The 15,792-nt window shown below is 66.5% G+C and carries 14 protein-coding genes; 8 read left to right on the forward strand and 6 right to left on the reverse strand.

The annotated features are described in order from the left end of the window. Nucleotides 1-42: 42 nt before the first annotated feature. Together V9L17_RS13020 and V9L17_RS13025 are read right to left on the reverse strand one after the other, a co-directional pair. Nucleotides 43-549: an SRPBCC family protein gene (locus tag V9L17_RS13020; RefSeq protein WP_337351727.1), complete on the reverse strand. Its 507-nt coding sequence runs from the start codon at nt 547-549 to the stop codon at nt 43-45. Nucleotides 550-565: 16 nt separating this feature from the next. Next, complete coding sequence (locus V9L17_RS13025) at nt 566-901, reverse strand: ArsR/SmtB family transcription factor (protein ID WP_337351728.1); 336 nt, start codon at nt 899-901, stop codon at nt 566-568. A 93-nt stretch (nt 902-994) separates the two neighbouring features. Here V9L17_RS13025 and V9L17_RS13030 point away from each other — a divergent pair, with 93 nt between their 5' ends. The 8 genes from V9L17_RS13030 to V9L17_RS13065 all read left to right on the forward strand — a co-directional run bounded on the left by V9L17_RS13030 (nt 995) and on the right by V9L17_RS13065 (nt 11,452). Further along, nucleotides 995-1,996, forward strand: coding sequence for an ABC transporter ATP-binding protein (locus V9L17_RS13030; RefSeq protein ID WP_337351729.1), 1,002 nt, complete (start codon nt 995-997; stop codon nt 1,994-1,996). Between the two features lies 1 nt (nt 1,997). Then, entirely contained in the window at nt 1,998-3,620 is a 1,623-nt protein-coding gene (locus tag V9L17_RS13035; protein ID WP_337351730.1) for an ABC transporter permease, read from the forward strand. After that, complete coding sequence (locus V9L17_RS13040; protein ID WP_337351731.1) at nt 3,617-4,126, forward strand: GbsR/MarR family transcriptional regulator; 510 nt, start codon at nt 3,617-3,619, stop codon at nt 4,124-4,126. Before V9L17_RS13035 ends, V9L17_RS13040 begins: the two co-directional genes overlap by 4 nt. Next, nucleotides 4,123-5,139: a magnesium and cobalt transport protein CorA gene (locus V9L17_RS13045; RefSeq protein ID WP_337351732.1), complete on the forward strand. Its 1,017-nt coding sequence runs from the start codon at nt 4,123-4,125 to the stop codon at nt 5,137-5,139. The genes V9L17_RS13040 and V9L17_RS13045 overlap by 4 nt, the downstream gene beginning before the upstream one ends. Before the next feature lie 39 nt (nt 5,140-5,178). After that, nucleotides 5,179-6,186 (forward strand): o-succinylbenzoate synthase, encoded by a 1,008-nt coding sequence (locus V9L17_RS13050; protein ID WP_337351733.1) that lies wholly within the window; start codon nt 5,179-5,181, stop codon nt 6,184-6,186. Nucleotides 6,187-6,345: 159 nt separating this feature from the next. Then, complete coding sequence (locus V9L17_RS13055; RefSeq protein ID WP_337351734.1) at nt 6,346-8,415, forward strand: PhoX family protein; 2,070 nt, start codon at nt 6,346-6,348, stop codon at nt 8,413-8,415. Between the two features lie 135 nt (nt 8,416-8,550). Next, the gene (gene menD / locus V9L17_RS13060) at nt 8,551-10,311 is read left to right on the forward strand and encodes a 2-succinyl-5-enolpyruvyl-6-hydroxy-3-cyclohexene-1-carboxylic-acid synthase (protein ID WP_443198035.1); all 1,761 of its coding nucleotides are present in this window, start codon (nt 8,551-8,553) and stop codon (nt 10,309-10,311) included. A gap of 490 nt (nt 10,312-10,801) precedes the next feature. Further along, the gene (locus V9L17_RS13065; protein ID WP_337351735.1) at nt 10,802-11,452 is read left to right on the forward strand and encodes a hypothetical protein; all 651 of its coding nucleotides are present in this window, start codon (nt 10,802-10,804) and stop codon (nt 11,450-11,452) included. Nucleotides 11,453-11,492: 40 nt separating this feature from the next. On the opposite strand, the gene V9L17_RS13070 is transcribed toward V9L17_RS13065, so the two are convergent. The 4 genes from V9L17_RS13070 to V9L17_RS13085 form a co-directional block, all read right to left on the reverse strand. Then, nucleotides 11,493-12,296: an amino acid ABC transporter ATP-binding protein gene (locus V9L17_RS13070; protein ID WP_337346234.1), complete on the reverse strand. Its 804-nt coding sequence runs from the start codon at nt 12,294-12,296 to the stop codon at nt 11,493-11,495. Between the two features lie 11 nt (nt 12,297-12,307). Then, nucleotides 12,308-13,099 (reverse strand): amino acid ABC transporter permease, encoded by a 792-nt coding sequence (locus V9L17_RS13075; protein ID WP_337351736.1) that lies wholly within the window; start codon nt 13,097-13,099, stop codon nt 12,308-12,310. Nucleotides 13,100-13,224: 125 nt separating this feature from the next. After that, on the reverse strand, nt 13,225-14,028 hold the full coding sequence (locus V9L17_RS13080) for an ABC transporter substrate-binding protein (RefSeq protein WP_337351737.1): 804 nt from the start codon (nt 14,026-14,028) through the stop codon (nt 13,225-13,227). Between the two features lie 249 nt (nt 14,029-14,277). Next, nucleotides 14,278-15,684 (reverse strand): isochorismate synthase, encoded by a 1,407-nt coding sequence (locus V9L17_RS13085; RefSeq protein WP_337351738.1) that lies wholly within the window; start codon nt 15,682-15,684, stop codon nt 14,278-14,280. Nucleotides 15,685-15,792: the final 108 nt, after the last annotated feature.

Below are 15,792 nucleotides of genomic sequence, written 5' to 3' on the forward strand. Positions count from 1 at the left end.
CATAACGACATCTGCTGCTACTTAGTTGGGGTGCGGAGGGCGTCAGGTGAGGGACGCCGCCAGCTCCTCGATGATCTCGAATTGCTCGCGCACCCCGCCTTCCATGCCGGACTGCGCAATCATGTCCCGGACTTCCTTGCTGCCCGCGTCGGTGCGGATCCTGACCGTGGTGGCGCCGCCGTCGGCCTCTTCGAAGGTGACCGTGTTCACCACGGCTCCGTCTTCGCTGTCCCGTGCGGTGCCAGGCATCTCCATGATCTCCGTGTTCACGATCCGTTCGTTCGGCACTATCTCCCGGTACGTCCCGTGGAAGGCCACCTCGAATTCGCCGTGCGCCACCATGACGTAACGCCAGGCGCCGCCAACCCGGAAGTCCATTTCCATCACCGTCATCTCGCCCCGCCGGCCAGGCCACCACTTCCTGACAAGTTCGGGGGTGGTCCAGGCCCTGTAGACCAGATCCCGGGGTGCGTTGAGCGTGCGGGTGATGAGGATTTCCTCATCGCTGGGGAAGGTGACGTCCATGGTCCCGCTGCTTGCCTGTGCCATTGCCCTGCTCCTTTGCCTAGTTTTCTTCGTCTTTGAGATCCTCCAGCACGTCCTCCAGGAGATCGAACCGCTCTTCCCAGAGGTGCTGGTAGCTGGCAACCCAGTCGTGGATGGGCTTCAGGGCCTGCGGATTGAGCCGGTAGACCCGTTGCCGGCCTTCGTCGCGCACGTCCACGGCCCCTACCTCGCGCAGGACGCGCAGGTGCCGTGATACGTGCGGCTGGGCCAGGCCAAGCAGGTCCACAAGTTCGTTAACGGGACGCTCGCCCTGGGCGAGGGCGTCCAGGATCTCCCGACGGCGGGGCTCAGCCACCGCGTTGAATGCATCTGCCGTTGTTGCTGCCCGTGCCATACCGAAATTGTATACCCATATGGATATGCGTTGGAAGGATCTGGAGGTATTTGCAGCATTCACAAAATTGTGAATCTGAGTAATGTTCGAAGTATGGAAACCATCATCCAGACCGTTGATTTGCATAAGCACTTCGGCAGGGTCCGGGCCCTTGACGGACTCAACCTTGAGGTCCAGCGGGGCGAGATCCACGGATTCCTCGGACCCAACGGCGCCGGCAAGTCCACTACCCTGCGTATCCTGCTGGGCCTGGCCAAGGCCACGTCCGGAACAGCCAGCGTCCTGGGCCTGGACCCCTGGACGCAGTCCGTGGAACTGCACCGCCGCCTGGCCTACGTCCCCGGCGATGTGCGGCTCTGGCCCAACCTGTCCGGCGGCGAGACCATCGATCTTCTCTCGCGGCTGCGCGGCGGCACTTCAGGCGGCGCCTCCAGGGGCACGGCCTACCGGCAGCGCAAAGCGGATCTCTGCGAGGCCTTCGACTTCGACCCAGGCAAGAAGGGCCGCGCCTATTCCAAGGGCAACAGGCAGAAGGTGGCGCTGATCGCCGCCCTGGCCACGGACGCCGAGCTGTACCTCCTCGACGAGCCCACGAGCGGCCTTGACCCGCTCATGGAGGCGGTGTTCCGCCGCGAGGTCCTCGCCGCCGTCGAACGCGGTGCCACTGTGCTCCTCTCCAGCCACATCCTCTCCGAGGTGGAGGTACTGTGCCACCGCGTGAGCATCATTCGCGCGGGCCGGGTGGTGGACGGCGGGACGCTGGACTCGCTGCGACACCTCACCCGTTCCGATGTCTCGTTCGCCGCTGATGGCGTGAATACCCGCACCTTGGTGGAGCTGGGCGCCGTGCATGACCTGACGGCCGACGGCGGCAGGGTCAGGTTTGGTGCCGACTCGGACCGGATTGCTGAGGTGCTTCCGGCGCTCGGCGCCTTGGGCGTCAAGGGACTGACGATCACGCCGCCTTCCTTGGAGGAGCTGTTCCTGCGGCATTACGGTGACACGTCGGTGCAGGTCATCGGGGCGGGAAGAGAAAACGGGCATACCAGGCATGCCCGTCGGCGGCACCTGCTGGGCGCGAGGGGCCGTGATTAGGGTGCGCGAGCTGAGGATCCTCTGGGGCCAGCGCCTGCGGCGGGACCGCTGGCAGCTGGTCATCTGGGTGCTGGGCATCGGCGCCCTCGCGCTGTTCTCGGCCACAGCCATCCAGGAGACTTTCGGTGATGAGTCCAGCCGCGCCGAAATCCTGCAGCTGGCCATTGCCACTCCTGCCATCCTGATGCTTCGCGGCCTGGCGCGCGGGGCCAGCCTGGGCGCTTTCACGTTCTTCCAGATCTACGCCTTCCTTGCCCTGCTGGCCGGCCTGATGAGTACTTTCCTTGCAGTTCGCCACACCCGGGCTGACGAGGAAAGCGGCAGCGCCGAACTGGTCGCCGCCACCCCGGCCGGCCGCCTCACACCCGCCGTCGCCACGATCCTGCACGGTACGTCAGCCAACGTCCTGGTGATGCTGTCGGTGTTCACCGGCTACATGGCTGCCGGGCTGGATCCCGTCGGTGCCATGGTGGCGGGCGCCGCCGTGGGCGCGGTCGGATTGGCGTTCCTGGGCGTGGGCCTGCTTGTGGCCCAGCTGATGGGTACCTCCCGCGGAGCTAACGGATTCGCCTCGGCTCTGGTTGTTCTGGCGTACATCCTGCGGGGCATCGGGGACGCCACAGGCACGCCGAGCGCCGACGGGACGGTGATGACCGCGGGAACTGCCAGCTGGTTCTCCCCGATCGGGTGGGGACAGCAAACGTTCGCCTTCACGGGTGACCGATGGTGGCCGCTGCTCCTGCCGCTGGCCCTCGCCGCCGTCTGTGGAGCCGTTGCCTGGCTGCTCCTGAGACGGCGGGACAGTGGCGCGAGCGTCTGGGGGGCACGTCCCGGGCGGATGGCCGCACGTCCTTCGCTGAACAGCCCTACCGCGCTGGCCCTGCGGCTGCAGGCGGGTTCGATCATCGGCTGGGGCATCGGCGGGCTGGCCATGGGAATTTTGGCAGGATCACTGGGCAGCGCGATCGCCGCTGCCGACTTATCCAACAGCAACATCACCGCGGCGCTGCGTGCCATGATCCAGTCCCAGGGTGTATCACTGACCCAGCTGCTGATTTCGGCAATGTTCTCGATTGCGGGAGTGCTGGCCGCCGCGTGCGGGCTGCAGGCCGTCATCCGGCTGCGCCAGGAAGAGGCGGCCGGCACCGCGGAGCTCCTGCTCGCTGCTCCCATCAGCCGGTTGCACTGGCTGGCCAGCTACCTGTTGCTGGGCACCGCGTCGGTGTTGCTGGTGATGTTCCTCGCCGGGTTCGGGACCTGGGCCTCGCTGGCCGGTGCCGGTGACACCTCCGTGGAAGCGCGGGCCGTGTGGGAAACCGCCGTCGCCCAGCTTCCCGCGGCCCTGCTCTACCTTGCCGTTCCTGCGGTGGTGTTCGTCCTGTGGCCAGCGGCGACCATCACCGTGGGCTGGGCGCTCCTCGGGGCCGGGGTGGTGATGGGCATTTTCGGCGGCATGATCGGCCTGGACCAGAGCCTTCGGGACCTCTCACCGTTCACCCACACCCCCGTTCCCAACGGTACGACGACGGACTGGAGCGGCGCGTGGTGGATGCTGGCCACCGCTGTCCTCGCCGCCGCCGTGGCCGTCATTGGCATGCGGCGGAGGGAAACGGGGACCGCATGAGCGAGGAGGCCGCTGAGGCAAAGGCTGCGGCGGAAAAGGCTGCGGCAGGATTCGCTGCGGCCGGCTTCCCTAAGATGCCTGCCCGGGCGCTGATGGCCTTGGTCTCGTCCGAGGACGGTAGCCTCACTGCAGCCGAGCTTGGGGAGCGGCTGGGCGTGAGCGCTGCAGCGGTGTCCGGCGCCGTCAGGTACCTGCAGACCGTGGGCTTTGTCCACCGGGTCTCCCAGCCCGGCAGCCGCCGCGACCTGTACGCCCTCTACGACGACGAGTGGTACATCGTCTCCATGCGGAAGAGCCCTATCTACCAAAGCCTCGCGGCACTGACGGACGCGACTGCCGAGGCCCTGCCGGAAGGGTCCGCTGCCCGGTCCCGCGTAACGGAGATGGGCCGCTTCTATCGCTTCCTCGCCGCCAGGATGCCCGCGATCCTGGACGAATGGGAGCGGGAACGGGAAGGCTGGGAACGCGAACAGGACGACTCAAGGCTCAAAGGAGGCCTGCCGTGACCATCATCGACAACGCGGTGTATGTGGACGGGGTTCGGACCGCGGACCCCTACGGCCTGGAGGAGACGTACTTCGTCCTTCGCCAACGGGAGGGCATGGCGTGGATCGGGATGTACCGGCCGGACGCCGTCGAACTCCGCTCCGTGGCCGAGGAGTTCGACCTCAACTCCCTGGCCGTGGAGGACGCGCTCGCCGGGCATCAGCGCGCCAAGCTGGAGCACTATGGCGAATGCGTGTTCCTGGTGCTGCGCCCCGCCCGCTACCTGGACGACGTGGAGAAGGTGGACTTCGGCGAGATCCACGTCTTCGTGGGCGCCGACTATGTCATCACGGTCCGGCACGCCGAATCCCCGGACCTGGCCAGGGTCCGACGGCGGATGGAGGCCATGCCGGAGTTCCTCGCCCTCGGCCCGGACGCGGTCCTCTACGGCATCCTTGACCAGGTAGTTGACGAATACGAGCCTGTGGCCGCGGGCCTGGAAAACGACGTCGACGAGATCGAGGACGACCTCTTTGGCGCCGACCCGGACGTCTCCCGCCGGATCTACGAACTATCCCGGCAGGTCATCACGTTCCAGCGAGCCACGAGCCCGCTGGTGGGGATCCTGCAGGTCCTGATGACCGGGACACCGGAACGGACGCCGGGACCCGAACTGCAGGACCACTTCCGTGACGTGCTTGACCACGTCCTGCGGCTCAACGAGCGGGTGGCGTCCTTCCGGGCCCTGCTGCAGAACGCGCTGGCCGTCAACGCCGCCCTCGTGGCCCAGCGGCAGAACGACGAGATGCGCAAGCTCACCGAATCCAGCTTCGCGCAGAGCGAGCAGGTCAAACGGATCTCGTCCTGGGCCGCCATCCTGTTCGCGCCGACGCTGGTGGGCACGATCTACGGCATGAACTTCAGCTCCATGCCGGAGCTGGACTGGGTTTTCGGCTACCCGTTCGCGCTGGGCCTGATGCTGGCGATGGGGCTGGGGCTGTACTTCACGTTCAAGCACAACAAGTGGATCTAGCGGCCGGGGGCGCTCACCGGTCGCCGGTACAGTGAAGGCATGCCGCCTGCCGCCCTTCCCTCCTTGGACGAACTGCTCGCGTCTGCGTATGTAGTCAGCTTGCCCATGCGGGTGAAATTCCGCGGCATCATGGAGCGCGAGGCCCTGCTGCTTCGCGGTCCGGCCGGGTGGGGCGAGTTCTGCCCGTTCCCCGAATACGGGGACGCCGAGGCGTCCCGCTGGCTCGCAGCCGCCATCGAGGCCGGCTGGGACGGCTTCCCGGCGCCCCTTCGGTCAACGATTCCGGTGAACGCCACGGTTCCAGCCATTTCCGCGGACCGCGTCCCGGAACTGCTGGCCCGGTTCGGCCGGGTGGACGCCGTCAAGGTCAAGGTGGCGGAGCGCGGACAGACGCTCGACGACGACGCCGCCCGCCTCGATGCCGTCCGTTCCCTTCTGCCCCGGGCGGCCATCCGCGTGGACGCCAATGGCGCGTGGGACGTGCCGGCCGCCGTGCAGGCACTGACCCGGCTCGCCGCCGTCGGGCTCGAGTATGCCGAGCAGCCAGTACCCACGATTGAGGGCCTCGCCGAAGTTCGATCGCTTTTGCGGGCCGCCGGTATCCCCGTGCTGATCGCCGCCGACGAAAGCGTGCGCAAGGAATCCGACCCCCTCCGGGTGGCCCGGGCCGGCGCTGCGGATCTGATCGTGGTGAAGGTTGCGCCGCTCGGGGGAGTGCGGCGCGCGCTGGACATCGTGGCCCAGGCAGGGCTTCCCGCCGTCGTGAGTTCCGCACTGGATACCTCCGTGGGGATCCGCGCCGGGCTGGCCTTGGCGGCCTCCCTGCCGGAGCTTCCGTATGCGTGCGGGCTGGGGACGGTGTCCCTGTTTGCCTCTGACGTCACGACGGATCCGCTGGTGGCCGACGACGGCGCCATCCGCCTCCGCGATGTGTCCGCTGACGCCGGGCTGCTGGAGCGGTACGCCGCCCCCGCGGAACGCCGGGACTGGTGGCTGGCCCGGCTCCGCCGCGTCCACGCGCTCGTGGCTGCATCGATTGCTCCGTAAGCGCCGTTTTCAGGGCCCACAACGGCGCTTACGGAGCAATCGAAGGGGGTATCCCTGCAGGTCACCGGCGGTTCACCGGAGCTTCATCTGGCGGATGGCTGGGCGTTGGAACCGGCTGACAGGGTGGGAAAACCGCATCGATTTCCCCGGAAGGCCCCCATGTCTGAAACGACTGCCCGCAAATTCTCCCTGCTGCCGATGCTCGGCCATACCAAGGGCAAGCGCAGCGCCGTCACCTGCGCTCTGAAGTGCGACAACGCCTGCGCCGGCGACGTCTGCAACACCAGTTCCAACAGCTACTTCCGCGACATCGCCTCCGCGACCATGTCCCGCCGCGCCGCCCTGGGCTTCGGCGCCGCCGGTGCGCTCGCCGTCGTCCTCGGTTCTGCCGTCACGTCCGCTGAGCCCGCAGCCGCCGCCGGCCTGTCCAAGGCGGCCAAAGAGGGCTTCGGCAAGTCCAAGCTTCAGTTCACGGCCATCCCCTCGGTGGATGCCGCCGTCGACGCCGTCACCGTGCCGGAAGGCTTCACGTGGCAGCCGGTCATCCGCTGGGGCGACCCGATCTTCAACGACGCTCCGGCATTCGACCTGAACAACCAGACCGCCGCCGCACAGGAAAAGCAGTTCGGTTACAACAACGACTACACCGACATCCTTGAGGTTCCCGGCAGCAAGGGCCGCCGCGCGGTGCTGTTCTCCAACCACGAGTACACCAACGATGCCATCATGTTCCCGCCCACCATGCCGGCAGACCAGGTGCGCGCTGTGGGGGCAGCCGCGCACGGCCTGTCCGTGGTGGAGCTGGAGCGCAAGAACAAGACCAAGCCGTGGACCTACGTCAAGGGAGCGGAACTGAACCGCCGCTACCTCAACAGCACCGTCTACGAACTGACCGGTCCGGCCGCTGGCTCCGCCCTGGTCAAGACCGTGGAAGACCCCGCAGGCCGCTTTATCAAGGGAACCCTGGGCAACTGCGCGGGCGGCACCACCCCGTGGGGCACCATCCTGTCCGGCGAAGAAAACTTCCAGGGCTACTTCGTGGGCAACGGCACTTCCGCCGGCGACAAGCGCTACGGCATCACGTCCAAGCCCACCGCCCGCCAGTGGGAACTGGACGATCCCCGCTTCGACACCCGCAACGCTGGCTTCGAGAACGAGGCCAACCGCTTCGGCTGGATCGTGGAAGTTGATCCGTTCGACCCCACGTCCACGCCGAAGAAGCACTCGATGCTGGGCCGCTTCAAGCACGAGGGCGCCAACGTCATCATCGCCAAGTCCGGCCACGTGGTGGCGTACTCCGGCGATGACGAGCGCTTCGACTATCTGTACAAGTTCGTGTCGAAGGACACGTACCGCGAGGGTGACCGCAAACACAACATGACCCTGCTGTCCGCCGGCAGCCTCTACGTGGCCAGGTTCACCGGAAACTCACCCGCCGCCGAGATCACCGGCACCGGCTCAGTCCCCTCCGACGGGGCCTTCGACGGCACGGGCGAGTGGCTGCCGCTGGTGCTGGATGGCAAGTCCGCCGTGCCGGGCATGTCCGTGGAAGAGGTCCTGGTGTACACCCGCCTGGCCGCCGACAAGGTCGGGCCTACCAAGATGGACCGGGCCGAGGACGTGGAGCCGAGCCTGCACACGGGCAAGGTCTACGTGGCCTGCACCAACAACTCCAACCGCGGCACCGGTACGAATGAGGGCGCCAACGAGGTCAACCCGCGCAACCAGAACCGTGACGGCCACATTGTGGAAATCACCGAAATCGGCGACCAGACCTCCACCGCCTTCACCTGGAACCTGCTGATGGTCTGCGGCGATCCGGCCCAGGGTGACGTCACCTATTTCTCCGGCTTCCCGGTGGACAAGGTATCGCCCATCTCCTGCCCGGACAACCTGGCGTTCGACTCCGTGGGCAACCTTTGGATCTCCACCGACGGGGCTCCCTCAGGCATCGGCCGGGCGGACGGACTCTTCAAGGTCACCCTCGAGGGCGCCGAGCGTGGCAAGGTGGAGCAGTTCCTCGCGGTCCCGCGCGACGCCGAGACCTGCGGCCCCATCATCCACGACGACGAGCGCACCGTTTTCGTCTCGGTCCAGCACCCGGGCGAAGACGGCACTTTCGAAGCCCCGAACTCGTACTTCCCGGATTACGTCCCGGCAGGCACGACGCCGGCACCCGGCCAGGCGCGGGCCCCGCGTCCGTCAGTGGTCCAGGTGTTCCGCGGCTAAGTGCCTCGCTGCGCTCCTGCAGGTTTTGGCCGACGCTCTCTCACTTTTCGTTCCGGGCTGGGCGGCTAGTGGGAGAGCGTTTGGTTTTAACCGACAGGAAGTGAGAGAGCGTCGGTGGGGTGGCAGACTGGACCGGTGACTTCGCCGAACGACTCCACCCTCCATCCCGCATCCGACGACGCCTCCACGCCGTCCGAAACGCCATCCCTGGGCTCGGTTGAGGCGGCGCGGATCGCAGTGAGCGCGCTGATCGACGGCGGCGTCGAGTACGTGGTGGTCTCGCCTGGTTCCCGCTCAGCTCCCATGGCGTACGCACTGGCCGAAGCGTCGGCGGCGGGGAAAGTGGAACTGCTGGTACGCATCGATGAACGTTCCGCCGGCTTCACGGCCCTGGGCCTTGCCCTGTCCACCGGCTCCCCGGCAGCCGTCCTCACCACGTCCGGTACCGCCGTCGGGAACCTGATGCCCGCCGTGATGGAGGCCAACCACGCCGCCGTCCCGCTTGTGGTGTTGTCCGCCGACCGCCCGGAGGAGCTGCGCGGCACCGGCGCCAACCAGACCACCATCCAACTGGACTTGTTCGGCGAGCACGTGCGCTTCGCCGCCGACATCGAGGCCGGCACCAGCCCGCTGCGCGCCGTCGAGACCGCGATCTCCGCCGCTACCGGCGCGTTCTCCGACCTCGCTCCGGGCCCTGTCCAGCTCAACCTAGCGTTCCGCGACCCGCTGGTCCCCGCGCCGGGGGAGAAGCTTCCCGCGGCGACCGCCCGGCCTAAGTTCCGCATCGGCACAGACCCCCTCACCATGGACCTTCCGCCAGTCCCCGGTGGCCTGGAGGAACGGCGTACCGTGGTGCTGGCAGGGCACGACGCCGGTCCCGTCGCAGAAGCCTTCGCGCGCGCCCACGGCCTGCCGCTGCTGGCGGAGCCGTCGTCGAACGCCCGTTTTGGCCCGAACGCCGTGGGCCCGTACAGGCTGTTGTTGGAGCATTTCGGGCCGGATTCTTCGCAGCCGGTCGAACGCGTGGTGCTCTTCGGCCGGCCGACGCTGTCCCGGCCTGTTGCTTCGCTGTTGGCCCGGGCGGAGGTGCCGTCCGCGCTGTACCAGCCGGTTCCGGTGGCCTGGTACGAGCCCGGCCGTCGCACGGAACTGCCGCTGGAAAGCCTGGCCGAGCTCGCCGATTTCGCTGGCCGTGGGCCTTCGTCCTGGCTGGATGCCTGGCTCCTGGCAGGGTCGGCCGCGCAGCATGCCCTCGACCAGGTCCTGGCGGGGGAGGCCGCCGCCACGGGGCCGTCCGTGGGCGCACTCGTGTGGCAGCAGTCGCATGGTCAGCTGGTGCTCGGTTCCTCCAACGGCATCCGCGACGTGGACCTCGCAGGCCTGCCCGCAGCCGAACCTGCCGCAACCGTGTACGCCAGCCGCGGCCTCTCCGGGATCGACGGCACCATCTCCACTGCCACCGGAATAGCCCTCGGCGGCCGGCAGCAAACCACCCTACTGCTGGGCGACGTCACCTTCCTGCACGACGCCGGCGGCCTCCTTCTCGGTTCCGGGGAGGCCCAGCCGCCGCTCCGGATCGTGGTGCTTAACGACTCCGGCGGCGCCATCTTCGACCTGCTGGAGCACGGTGCAGTGCGCGAAGCAGGGACGTACGGGGACGCCGTCGAACGCCTCTTCGGCACCCCGCACACAGTGGACCTCGCGGCACTCGCCGCAGCGTACGGCGTCGGGCATTGCTCGGTAAGCACGACGGCGGCACTCGCCGAGGCGCTCGTCCCACCGATCGAGGGCCGCAGCATCATCGAGGTGCGGACTGACCGCCACAGCCTCCGCGCCCTCCACGCCCGCATCAAGGCAGTTGTGTCCGCTGCCGTCAGGGGAGTCCTCGCAGGGTAGTTTCCGCGACGCGGTTTCGGTCCACGGACGCGGATTAACGAGTGTCTTCGGACCGAACCTGCATCCGGCAGCGATGGCGGGTTGTCCACATACGGGGCTCGGCGCCTTACCCGGCCCTTCGCGGTGGTGCGACCGTTTGGGTATGAATTGTCTTCCCCGTCTTATCCTGACGCGACACTCGGCCGAGGTCGGCGCGAGTACCCGCCCGCTGCCTGCCGCAGTAAAGGCAGGTTCGTTGGTGCGGATTCGGCAGGGTGTCTACGTCGAGGCGTCTGCCTGGGCTGGGCTCGCCGTATGGCAGCGCTACCGGCTACGGATCGAAGCGGTAGCTGAAACTGCCATCCTCCCGGTAACCTTCTCGCTTCATTCCGCCGCCTCAGTCTGAGGTATTCCCACTATCCAGCGGGGCCAGCCCATCCACGCCCTTACGCTCTTCCGGGGAGGCGGCAGGTCCCGCGCGGGTGTTCGGAGGCATCTAATTGAACCGGGAATGCTCGACGCCGAAATCGTGGACGGTCTGTCCGTTACCTCGCGTCAAACCACGGTGCTCGATATTGCGGCAACCGTCCCGTTTGCCGAGGCTGCGGTTCCACTGGATTACGTGTTAAGGCCGCACCCGGCCCGGGGCCTTCCGGCGCTCACAAAGACTGAACTTCTCGCAGCCATGGCCGGGCGATATTCCGCTGCAGCTGAGCGGCGTGTCAGGTCGGCGGTGGAGTTTGCTGATTTCCGCTCCGGGTCTGCGGGCGAATCGTGTAGCCGCGGGCTCATTCATATGGCTGGCTTCGAGGCACCCATCCTGCAATATGAGGTTCGGACTTCCGTTGGCCGTGTGGCTTTCACTGACTTCTACTGGGAAGGCAGCAGGACCGTGGGGGAGTTCGATGGCATCGAAAAGTACCTCAAGCCGGAGTACCTCAAAGGGCGGACGCCCGGGCAGGTTGTGGTGGACGAAAAGCTGCGGGAGGACCGGATCCGGGCAACCGGACGGAATGTAGTGCGGTGGGTGTGGAATGACCTGTGGAGGGGAGGACTGGAAGGCATGCTGTCCCGCGCAGGCGTACCCCGACGTACACGGTCCTCATCAGGACGCGGTAAGGGACCCGGGACGCAGAATCGGCCCGGGGACACCCGAAAATGAGTGTCCGCGGGCCGATTCCGTGTCCTACGTTCAGGCGGGCCTACTCCTCGATCTCGATGTGCGTTGGATCCAGGACGCGGCGCAGGAATTCCTTGGTGCGGGCCTGGGTGGGGGCGGAGATGACCCGTTCGGCCACGCCCTCCTCCACCACGACGCCGCCGTCCATGAAGACCACGCGGTCGGCCACTTCGCGGGCGAAGCCCATCTCGTGGGTCACCACCAGCATGGTCATGCCTTCCTTGGCCAGGTTCCGCATAACGGAGAGGACATCGCCAACGGTCTCGGGGTCCAGCGCAGAGGTGGGCTCGTCGAAGAGCATCAGCTCGGGGTTCATGCTCAGCGCCCTGGCAATGGCCACGCGCTGCTGCTGGCCGCCGGAAAGCTGGTCCGGGAAACGGTCGGACAGGTGCCCCAGCCCAACGCGCTCCAGGTTGTGCTGCGCCACCTTGTCCGCCTCGGCCTGGGAGCGCTTGAGCACCTTGGTCTGGGCGATGGTGCAGTTCCGCTTGGCATCCAGGTGCGGGAACAGGTTGAACTGCTGGAACACCATGCCCACCTTGCGGCGCATCCTGTCGATGTCCACTTCAGGGTCCGTGGCTTCGAAGCCGCCCACGTGGATTGCGCCCTCATTGGGCTGCTCCAGGAGGTTGACGCACCGCAGGAGAGTGGACTTGCCGGACCCGGACGGGCCGATCAGGCACACCACTTCACCGGGCTTTACTTCCAGGCTGATGCCCTTGAGCACCTCGTTGGTGCCGTAGGACTTGCGCAGGTCCTTGATGGAGACACCTGCCGCGTTGACGGTGCCGGGGTTGCCGGCGGAGGAATTTACGACGTCGTTCATGGCTTCCCTGCCTATCGCTTGGTCCGCGCGGAGCGGCTTTCGAACTTCCGGGCCAGGAGGCTCAGCGGGATGGTGATGACCAGGTAGAAGGCACCTGCGACCAGTAGCGGCGTGAGGCCGGCACCCAGGCTGGAGATGCCGTCGCGGCCGAACTTGGTCAGCTCGTACTGCGATGCCGTGAGGCCCAGGACGTAGATCAGCGAAGAATCCTTGGTCAGCAGGATGACCTCGTTGGTCAGCGGCGGCAGGACGATCTTGAATGCCTGCGGGATGACGATGGAAACCATGGCCCGCCACTGGGGCATGCCCAGCGAGCGTGCAGCCTCCAGCTGACCCTTGGGCACAGCCTGCAGGCCGGCGCGCAGGGTTTCAGCGATATATGCCGAGGCGACCATACCCAGCGAAACCATGACCACGATAGTCACATTCCAGGAAACGCCGAAGGCCAGGGGCACACCGTAGCCGAAGGCGATGAACACCAGCAGGGCCGGGATGCCGCGGAAGAATTCGATGTAGCCCGTGGCGATCCAGCGGTACAGCGGGAAGCTGGAGAGCTTCATCAGGGCCAGCAGCAGGCCGCCGGACAGGCCGACGACGAAGCCAAGGAAGGTGTAGATGAGGGTGTTTTTCAGGCCCACCAGGAAGATGTCCGGGAACATCGGGCCGATTTTGCCGAAGTTGAAGACGCTGTTGCCGATGGTCTTCCAGTCCGTGGCGAGGACCAGTGCGGCCATGGCCACAATGAAGATGCCAATCTGGACATACAGGCTAACTCTGGCCCGTTGACGTGCGGTCATTGCCATGGGGTGCTCACATTCGTAGTGCGTGGCTGAGGCCCCGGACGTACTGCGGTTCAGCGTGTCCGGGGCCCCGGCGGCGTGGTTCTCAGGGCGGCGTTGGCCTCAGTTGAACGGGGCCGAAGCGCTGGCTACTTGGCGACTTCGCCGAACCAGGTGGTCTCGAACTTCTCGAGGGTGCCGTCGTCGGTCAGGCGCTTGAGCGTCGCGTTGACCTTTTCGGCCATGGCAGTGTTGCCCTTCTTGATGGAGATGCCCAGCTGCTCACCCGTGGCGAACTTCTCCACTGCCTTGAAGGAGGGGTCGTCCTTGATGGCGTAGCCCAGGACGGACTGGTTGCCCAGCGCGGCGTCGATGGTTCCGGCCTTCAGGGCCTGGACGAGGAGGCCGGTGTCCTCGAACTGCTGTGCGTCGAGGCCCTTCTCGGTGGCGTAGTCGGCGCCGGTGGTGGCCTGCTGCACGCCCACCTTCTTACCCTTGGCGTCGTCCAGGCTCTTGATGCCGGAGTCATCGCTGGCCACCAGGGCCAGGTCGTCGTCGAGGTATGGGGTGGAGAAGTCCATGACGGCCTTGCGGGTGTCCGTGATGGAGATGGAGGAGATGGAGACGTCGCACTGTGTGAGAGCCGTGCCGGTCTCGATAGCTTCGAAGGAGCTGTCCACTACATTCAATTCGGCGTTGAGGTCCTTGGCCACCTCAGCGGCGATGTCCATGTCAAACCCGACGATTTTGCCGTCCTTCTGGAATTCGAAGGGCTCGTAGGGGACGTCCGAGCAGACGGTGAGCTTACCGGCGTTGACGAGCTGGATGCTGCCATCGGAGGCTGCCGGGGTGGAGCCTCCGCCGCCGCAGGCCGTGAGGGTGAGGGCGCCGGCGGCGAAGATTGCTGCTGCCTTGGCGGTCATTTTGGCCGTGGCCAGGGACTTGAGCTGCATATTTCTTACCTTTTGTTGCAGGGGGAATGCCGTACTAAATCGGTTCATAGTGTAGCGCCGAAAAAGAGATTTGCATCACAGGAAACTTAGTTTCACTATTGGATAACTAAGTTACCGCTAATTTCAAGCCTAGACGAGGGGAAGGTGTCTCGGATTCCGGACACCCCGCCCAACTAAGTAGCAGCAGATGTCGTTCTGAGGCGTCAAAACGACATCTGCTGCTACTTAGTTGGGGAGCGGGGAGGGAACCTAGCTCCTGATGCCCAGCGACTCCAGCATCGGGCGGAACTTGGCCCAGGTCTCTGCCAGCTCAGCTTCGGGCTGGGAACCGTCCACTATGCCGCAGCCGGCATACAGGCGCACGGTGGTCGGCGACTCAATGACAGCCCCACGCAGCGCGATGCCCCACTCGCCGTTGCCGGCCGCATCCAGCCACCCCACGGGCCCGGCATACGGGCCTCGGTCCAGGTGTTCGAGCTTGCGGATCAGTGCACCGGCCACCAGTGTTGGCGTACCGCAAACGGCGGCCGTCGGGTGCAGCGCGTTGATCAGTGCCAGGCAGGTGGGCACGTGCCCTTCCACCTCGGTCAGCTCGGCCTTCACGTCCGACGCCAGGTGCCACACATTGGGCAGCTCGAGGATGAACGGCTCGTCGTGCGCGTTCATTGCCTCTGAGAACGGCGCAAGCTGTGAGGTCAGCGACTGGATGGCGATCTCGTGTTCGTGCCTCTGTTTCTCGGATCCGGCCAGCACGCGTTCGGCGTAGTCCATGGGGATGCCGGCCTCGCCGTGCGCGTCGCGGCGGTCCAGCGTTCCGGCCAGCACCCGTGCTTGGGCGGTCCGGCCCTCCACCTGGATCAGCATCTCCGGCGTGGCGCCCACCAGCCCGTCCACGCCGTACGTCCAGCACTCGCGGTACCGGGCCGACAGCTCCCGCAGCACCTTCGCGGCGTTCACGCCCGTGGGGACGGTGGCCACGATGTCACGCGCCAGCACGAGCTTCTCCAGCGCCCCGGTCCGGATCTCCTCCACGCCCGCGGCGACGGCGGCCATCCAGTCCTCTTCACTTAGCGACCCCGTGTGCAGCGTCGCACCGGCAGCCAACGGCAAAGGGCGGACGACGGCGTGACCCGCCTTGGCGGGAACGGCAGGGGAGGTGCCGTCCCCGGCCGCCGGAGTTGCCGGAGTCGGGCTGTCCGTAAAGGTGAGGGGGGCGCCAGGGTTGCCGCTACTGAGCCAGCGCTCCAGGGCAGCGAGGGCGCCCGCCTCGGTGAGCGCGACGTCGTCGAACGTTAACTGGGTGACCCAGAAGCGGCCGTCCCGGACGCCCACCACGATTTCCGGCACGATCAGCCGGGACTCGTGGGCGGACTTTTTGGAGAACGCGAACGAGCCGAAAGCCACCGGGCCCGTGCCAGGCAGTTCCACGGAGTCTGCGATCTCCGCTTCCAGGACCAGGTGGCGCCACCAGATGTCTGCCTCAAGGAAGCGCTCGGGACCAGTGGCGGTAAACCGGGCGATTTCGCCGAAGCCCACCAGTCCGGCTTCGCGGCGGGTCCAGCAGAGGACGTCGTCCCGGACCAGAAACTGAGGCAGCCCCCCGGGAGATGCTTTTTCATCCAGGGGGACTGTCAGAGTGCGGAACGTTCTCGTCATGATGGGTCCACAGTACTTGAAAGTACTTGGGCCCCTAAGTACTTCTAAGTATCGCAATTGCGCACCCAGCCCCGGGAACCGGCCGTGGTTAGGGGGCCTGCAGAACAT

The sequence above is a fragment of the Pseudarthrobacter sp. CCNWLW207 genome (genome assembly GCF_037203945.1).
Taxonomy (GTDB): domain Bacteria; phylum Actinomycetota; class Actinomycetes; order Actinomycetales; family Micrococcaceae; genus Arthrobacter.

Coding starts and splice junctions, on each gene's coding strand:
- V9L17_RS13020 (WP_337351727.1), bottom strand. CDS start 549: ATGGCACAGGCAAGCAGCGGGACCATGGACGTCACCTTCCCCAGCGAT.
- V9L17_RS13025 (WP_337351728.1), bottom strand. CDS start 901: ATGGCACGGGCAGCAACAACGGCAGATGCATTCAACGCGGTGGCTGAG.
- V9L17_RS13030 (WP_337351729.1), top strand. CDS start 995: ATGGAAACCATCATCCAGACCGTTGATTTGCATAAGCACTTCGGCAGG.
- V9L17_RS13040 (WP_337351731.1), top strand. CDS start 3,617: ATGAGCGAGGAGGCCGCTGAGGCAAAGGCTGCGGCGGAAAAGGCTGCG.
- V9L17_RS13050 (WP_337351733.1), top strand. CDS start 5,179: ATGCCGCCTGCCGCCCTTCCCTCCTTGGACGAACTGCTCGCGTCTGCG.
- V9L17_RS13055 (WP_337351734.1), top strand. CDS start 6,346: ATGTCTGAAACGACTGCCCGCAAATTCTCCCTGCTGCCGATGCTCGGC.
- V9L17_RS13065 (WP_337351735.1), top strand. CDS start 10,802: ATGCTCGACGCCGAAATCGTGGACGGTCTGTCCGTTACCTCGCGTCAA.
- V9L17_RS13070 (WP_337346234.1), bottom strand. CDS start 12,296: ATGAACGACGTCGTAAATTCCTCCGCCGGCAACCCCGGCACCGTCAAC.
- V9L17_RS13075 (WP_337351736.1), bottom strand. CDS start 13,099: ATGGCAATGACCGCACGTCAACGGGCCAGAGTTAGCCTGTATGTCCAG.
- V9L17_RS13080 (WP_337351737.1), bottom strand. CDS start 14,028: ATGCAGCTCAAGTCCCTGGCCACGGCCAAAATGACCGCCAAGGCAGCA.
- V9L17_RS13085 (WP_337351738.1), bottom strand. CDS start 15,684: ATGACGAGAACGTTCCGCACTCTGACAGTCCCCCTGGATGAAAAAGCA.